Genomic DNA, 3,611 nt, shown 5'->3' with positions numbered 1-3,611 from the left:
CGCTGACCTTGGCGGCCAACAGGCGATTGCGCACCTGCTCGATCGGGTCCTGATCGTGCCGGACCTTCTCGACCTCCTCGCGGGTGCGGTACTTCGCCGGATCCGACATCGAATGGCCGCGATAGCGGTAGGTCTGCATTTCCAGGATGAACGGGCCCTTGCCCTCGCGGCACCAGGCGACTGCCATTTCGCCCGCCGCCTTCACGGCGCGCACGTCCATGCCGTCGACCTGCTCGCCCGGAATGTTGAAAGAGACGCCGCGCTTGGAGAAATTGGTCTGCGCGGACGCACGCGTCACCGCGGTGCCCATCGCATAGCGGTTGTTCTCGATCACGTAGACCACAGGCAGCTTCCAGAGCTCCGCCATGTTGAAGCTCTCATAGACCTGGCCCTGGTTGGCGGCGCCGTCGCCGAAATAGGCGATGCTGACCGAGTCGTTACCGCGGTAACGGTTGGCGAGCGCCAAGCCGGTGCCGAGCGACACCTGCGCGCCGACGATGCCGTGTCCGCCATAAAAGTGCTTCTCCACGCTGAACATGTGCATGGAGCCGCCCTTGCCCTTGGAGTAGCCGCCGCGGCGTCCGGTGAGCTCGGCCATCACACCCCTGGCGTCCATGCCGGTCGCCAGCATGTGGCCGTGGTCGCGATAGCCTGTGATGACCTGGTCACCCGGCTTCAGCGCCATCTGCATGCCGACGACGACGGCTTCCTGACCGATATAGAGGTGGCAGAAACCGCCGATCGCACCCATTCCGTAAAGCTGTCCGGCCTTCTCCTCGAAGCGGCGGATCAAGAGCATGTCACGCAGCGCAGCCAGTTCCTGCTCCCTGCTGAACTCCGGCGGCGGAGCCTCGTCCCTGTCCTGCCCTTGTTCTTTCGCGACGCTCTTCTTGGGTGCGGCCATGGCAATTCCGGATGAGAGAAAAAGTAGCCCTTCCTAGCCCAACTCAAATCTCCGTAAAAGCACCGCGTGACGGGCCGCACGTTTTGGTATGCCGCAACGCAACAGAGGCGTGAAACTTTAGCAACTAAAATCAGCCATTTTTGAAACGAGAACGCGCTTCGGGGCTATCCGATCAATCTCCACCGAATGCCGGCTCGGCAATGCGCCGGGGTCGCCTCTCGCTATTGGATCCTAGGCACCGGTGACCCACTCGAGCAAGGGCCCGCCGCCACGGTGCCTCCTCTCGTATTTCTACGGACCGGGGAATTTAGTTCCCTGAAAGCTTCGGCGCTGCACAAATAAGGCTGTGATGTTGTGGGGAGTAAGCCCTCACGCAAAGCTCGCGCAAGTTTCGCCGCGGCTTCCCGGCTGGGTCCCGTACAGGAAATTCGGAAATGATCCTCACGATTCCCCGACGTTTCGGCATCCTGGTTGTGCTGTCGATCGGCGTCTGCGTCGCCGCCGTGGCGAGCCAATTGATCGCCGCGCGCTCAGCCCTCGTCGAAGAGCGGAAGACCGCCATCGTGGGCCAGGTCCAATCCGCCGCGACCATCGTCGCGGGAATGGTCAGCGCGGTGAAAAACGGCACGCTGACCGAGGCGGAAGCCCAGAGCCGCGCCAAGACCGCGCTGCGGAGCATTCGCTACGGCAAGAACGATTACATGTTCGTCTACAAGACCGACGGGGAAAACATAGTGCTCGGTCCGAAGCCCGAACTGGAAGGCAAGCCCCTCATCGATCAGAAGGACGTCAACGGCGTCTTTTACGTCCGCGACCTGATCGCGGCTGCGATGGGCCGCGGCGGCTTCATCTCCTACATGTTTCCCCGGCCGGGAAGCGACGTCCCCTCCGCCAAATTGGGCTACGCGCTGCGGGCCGAGCCATGGAATTGGGTGATCGGCACCGGCGTCTATGTCGACGATCTCGATGAGGCCTTCTTTAGCTGGGTGAAAGTCGCGTTGGTGTGGGCCGCCGGCCTGATCGCCGTGCTGTGCGTTGCCACCCTGTGGATCGCGCGCGGCCTTGTCCGGCCGCTGAAGGCGATAACCACCACGATGACGGAGCTCGCGACCGGCAATCTCACTGTCCAGATTCCCAATGCGATGCGTCGTGACGAGGTCGGCGAAATGGCCCGCGCCGTCGAGGTGTTCAAGGTCAATGCGGTCACGCGCCAGCGACTGGAATCCGAGCAGAAGGAGCAAGAGACTCGGGCGGCCGCGCAGCGCAAGTCGGACACGACCCGGCTCGCGAATGATTTCGAAAGCGCGGTCGGTCAGATCATCGAGACCGTGTCGTCGGCGGCGAACAATCTGGAGTCCTCAGCGAGTTCGCTGACCGCCACTGCCGAGCGCTCCAAGGCCCTCGCGACCGTGGTGGCCGGAGCCTCGGGCGACGCGTCCAACAACGTTCAGTCCGTGGCCGCCGCGACCGAGGAGATGTCGTCTTCGGTCAACGAGATCAGCCGGCAGGTGCAGCAGTCCGCCGCGATCGCCAACGAAGCCGTGGACCAGGCCCGCAAGACCAATGAACGGGTCGGCGAATTGTCGCAGGCGGCGGCGCGGATCGGCGATGTGGTCGAGCTTATCAACACCATCGCCGGCCAGACCAACCTGCTGGCGCTGAACGCGACCATCGAGGCAGCGCGGGCGGGCGAAGCCGGACGGGGCTTCGCCGTGGTGGCGACGGAGGTCAAGGCCTTGGCCGAACAGACCGCCAAGGCAACCGACGAGATCAGCCAGCAGATCGGATCGATCCAGACCGCCACGCAACATTCGGTGGCCGCCATCAAGGAGATCGGCGACACCATCGGCCGCATGTCCGAGATCGCCTCCACCATCGCCGCAGCGGTCGAAGAACAGGATGCGGCAACGCAGGAAATCTCCCGCAACATTCAGCAGGCGGCGCAGGGCACGCGGCAGGTTTCAGCCAATATTGCTGACGTCCAGCGCGAGGCAAGCGAAACCGGGACGGCATCATCGCAGGTGCTCAACGCAGTGCAGTCGCTTTCCCAGGACAGCAACCGTCTCAAGACCGAGGTCGGCAAATTCCTGGACACGGTACGCGCTGCATGAACGAGCGCCGCTTCGGGCGCTGAATTCCTCGGTGCATCGGCCTGCCTGATGGCGGATTGGTCGCTACAAGCCAGCGGCCATGGGTCCAAAGCAGAGTTTACTGCGGCCTGACGATCCGGATCAGATCATGGGGATTGGCGTAGTCGAGCTCGAAGCGCGCCCGCTCATCGAGCATGTCGGGATCGACTCGGTCGGACCGCAGCAGCGACACGCGCTTCTCGCCTTCGGCGCGCTCCTGCTTCAGCCGCACCAATTCCGAGGTCAGCGCAATGATCTCCTGGTCCAGCTCCTGACGGGCGTTGAGGCCGTATTTGCCGGTATAGGCGTTGACGCCGAAATAGCCGACGATCGCTGCCGCCATCATGTAGAGGGCAACACCGGTCAGGAAGGATTTGAGACGGGCGCGGGAGACCATGGAGCGACCATGCCCCGGCTTGGTTAAGGGACCCTGAATCAGCGCGCCTGCCGCTGGCGTCTTCGGCGGCAGGCGCCTTGGCACGAGTTACCGATTCTGCTTCTCGATGAAGGCGGCGAAGGCCGTGAGATATGCCTCCAGCACCGTCTTCAGCGAGTCCTTGGTGCATTCGCCCTTGTCG

At 63.3% G+C, this 3,611-nt stretch carries 3 protein-coding genes; 1 reads left to right on the top strand and 2 read right to left on the bottom strand.

Annotated elements, in window-relative coordinates; genetic code table 11:
• Positions 1-904: pyruvate dehydrogenase (acetyl-transferring) E1 component subunit alpha (gene pdhA, locus WA702_RS04650; RefSeq protein WP_425109363.1), on the bottom strand; the 904-nt coding region annotated here is incomplete at its 3' end.
• A 434-nt stretch (positions 905-1,338) separates the two neighbouring features.
• On the opposite strand from pdhA, the gene WA702_RS04645 reads away from it, so the two are divergent.
• The gene (locus WA702_RS04645) at positions 1,339-3,015 is read left to right on the top strand and encodes a methyl-accepting chemotaxis protein (RefSeq protein WP_425109362.1); all 1,677 of its coding nucleotides are present in this window, start codon (positions 1,339-1,341) and stop codon (positions 3,013-3,015) included.
• Positions 3,016-3,112: 97 nt separating this feature from the next.
• On the opposite strand, the gene WA702_RS04640 is transcribed toward WA702_RS04645, so the two are convergent.
• Complete coding sequence (locus tag WA702_RS04640; RefSeq protein WP_425109361.1) at positions 3,113-3,430, bottom strand: FtsB family cell division protein; 318 nt, start codon at positions 3,428-3,430, stop codon at positions 3,113-3,115.
• Positions 3,431-3,611 lie beyond the last annotated feature (181 nt).

The organism is Bradyrhizobium sp., from assembly GCF_049798375.1.
Taxonomy (GTDB): domain Bacteria; phylum Pseudomonadota; class Alphaproteobacteria; order Rhizobiales; family Xanthobacteraceae; genus Bradyrhizobium.
Note: the sequence above shows the minus strand (reverse complement) of the source record. Positions and strands in the feature narration are given on the sequence as shown.